This is a genomic window from Microvirga sp. P4_G7 (genome assembly GCF_056401005.1).
The window spans coordinates 1-2,225 of record NZ_JBFUKD010000611.1; the positions used below are offsets into that span (position 1 = coordinate 1).

A 2,225-nucleotide genomic window follows, 5' to 3' on the forward strand; every position below is an offset into this window, starting at 1 on the left:
GCACGGAAGCATCCGATGCCATCAAGCAGCGGATGAAGGAGGTTCACACCTTCGCCCTCGTCACAGCGCCCGATGCGAGGCCCTACGTCCGCATGATCATCGAACGGCTGTTTTCGACATTGCCCGTTCTTTCGCATCTCGAAATTGCGCGTGGGGTGGAAATCAAGTCTCTTGGAACCATCTCGTGACCACGGTCACGCCCGAAACCTTCCTCGCAATCTTCCTGATTTTCTGCCGGATCGGTGGATGTCTGCTGATCGTTCCCGGCTTCTCGAGCGGTCGGGTGCCGCCTCAGGTGCGCCTCTTCATCGCGTTGGCGGTGACCTTCGCGCTCTCGCCATTGTTGATCGACAAATTCGAGGGGCGGCTCTCGGATCAAAATCCGGCGGTAACATTGCAATGGATTTTCACGGAGAGCCTGACCGGTCTCCTGATCGGCTTGCTCGGCCGCATCTTCTTCGTCGCTTTGCAGACGATGGCGACAGCCATCGCCATGGCCATCGGCTTCGGAAGCATTCCCGGAACGGCCATCGACGAAGGTGAAATGATGCCGGCGATCGGATCAATGATCATGATGGTTGCGACGGCACTTCTCTTCCTGTCGGATCTCCAATGGGAGCTGTTCCGGGGCCTGATCGCCTCTTACGCGCGCCTGCCGCCCGGTGAAATTTTCTCGACCCAGCTGGCACTGATGCAGATCACCGATCAGCTGACGCAAGCCTTTCTCCTGTCTCTGCGGATCAGCAGTCCCTTCATCGTCTACTCGGTTGTCGTCAACCTTGCGGTCGGTTTGACCAATAAGCTGACACCACAGATTCCCGTCTATTTCCTCGCAACGCCGTTTGTCCTGTTCGGAGGCCTCCTCATGCTCTACTTCCTCTTCACCGAATTCATGGCGATCTTCATGGCTGGATTCGCTCTCTGGCTCCGCGAGGGATAGCGACGTGGACAAGCGGCTCCGCAAGACACAACGCCTCTTGAAGGTGCAGGAGCAATTGCAGAAGAGCGCCGAGTGGAAGCTCGGCAGCCTTCAGCGAAAGGCTGCCGAGCTTCAGGATGCGCAGCGTGTTCTCATCGAAACGCTCAATGACGACGAAAAACTGCACGGTCTTTTTGTCGAACCGACGGCGCGGCGCCTGCATGAACTCGCCGGACGCGCGAGCCTTGTCGAGCAGGAACGGGAAGCCCAAACGAAGATCGTCCTCGACCAGACCATGAAGGTGAAGCGCACCGAGCGGCTTGTCGACACCCTTGCCGTCGAGCACCGCCGATCATCGGAGAAGAAAGACTATCTCGCGCTACTCGACCGTCTCGCTACAAAAGTCGATGCAAGCCTCCCGTAAGCTAGCGCCGCTATTACGAACGGGCCGAAGAAGGACCTGAGGAAGGCGTCGCATGGCCATCAACCCGCCCACTGACATCGTACACGACGTTGCAAGGGCTGCCGATCCGATGCGGTATCAGGCTGCGGCGAGCCGCCTTTCGCAGTTCGCAGCGTCCAACGCCGAAGGGTTCGACGACGTGTTCAAGGCGACGATGGCGCCCGCGCTCTCCATGCCGTCCGATCCCTACGCGGCAAGAACCGCCTTCCGCAATGAAACGGCCTTGAGCGGCGACAAGTCGAAGACCGCCTATCAGCAACTCGAAGCCTTCGTCTTGCAGAGTTTCATCGAAACCATGCTGCCGAAGGATGCAGAGGCATCGTTCGGGAAAGGGACGGCCGGTAACGTCTGGCGCTCAATGATGGCGGAACAGATCGGCACCCAGATTTCGAAGGCGGGCGGCGTCGGAATTGCCAAAATCCTGGCGTCTCACCCACCATCGTCGACGAACGAAACCGCCAAATTGTCGACCGATTGAGAAGTGCCGATCGCAAAGAGYGACTTGCATGTCAGCTTTGCCTAGGAAGGATTCAATGATGTTAGAAAAATCGATCGAGCGCCTCAAAGAGGTCATCGTCGCGGAATCAGCCGCACTCGCAGTCCACGATCTGTCGGGGCAGCAGGACTTCAATCGACGCAAAAGCCAAAGCCTGCTCGAACTCACCCGCATAGCACGAGCCACGGAAGGCGCCGCCCTCGACACCGGTGCGATTTCGCGCCTCGCAGAGTTGCGCGAGAAGCTCGACTTCAACCATTCGGTCATCGGGATGCATCTGCGGGCGTCGCAGGAAGTGGCCGACATCATCTCCAATGCCATTCGCAACGCCGAATCAGACGGTACAT

Annotated in this window: 5 protein-coding genes; all 5 read left to right on the top strand. The window is 58.5% G+C overall.

The genetic code is table 11. The features are described from left to right. A partial coding sequence (locus AC1DT3_RS18585) for a hypothetical protein (RefSeq protein WP_477466704.1) occupies positions 1-188 on the top strand: 188 nt, incomplete at its 5' end. Next, on the top strand, positions 185-940 hold the full coding sequence (gene fliR, locus AC1DT3_RS18590; protein ID WP_477466705.1) for a flagellar biosynthesis protein FliR: 756 nt from the start codon (positions 185-187) through the stop codon (positions 938-940). The genes AC1DT3_RS18585 and fliR, both read left to right, overlap by 4 nt. A 4-nt stretch (positions 941-944) precedes the next feature. After that, complete coding sequence (locus AC1DT3_RS18595) at positions 945-1,343, top strand: hypothetical protein (RefSeq protein ID WP_477466706.1); 399 nt, start codon at positions 945-947, stop codon at positions 1,341-1,343. A gap of 52 nt (positions 1,344-1,395) precedes the next feature. After that, positions 1,396-1,860, top strand: a complete 465-nt coding sequence (locus tag AC1DT3_RS18600; protein ID WP_477466707.1) for a rod-binding protein — start codon at positions 1,396-1,398, stop codon at positions 1,858-1,860. Positions 1,861-1,915: 55 nt separating this feature from the next. Continuing rightward, positions 1,916-2,225 (top strand): flagellar protein FlgN (locus AC1DT3_RS18605; RefSeq protein WP_477466708.1); only part of this gene is annotated, 310 nt, incomplete at its 3' end.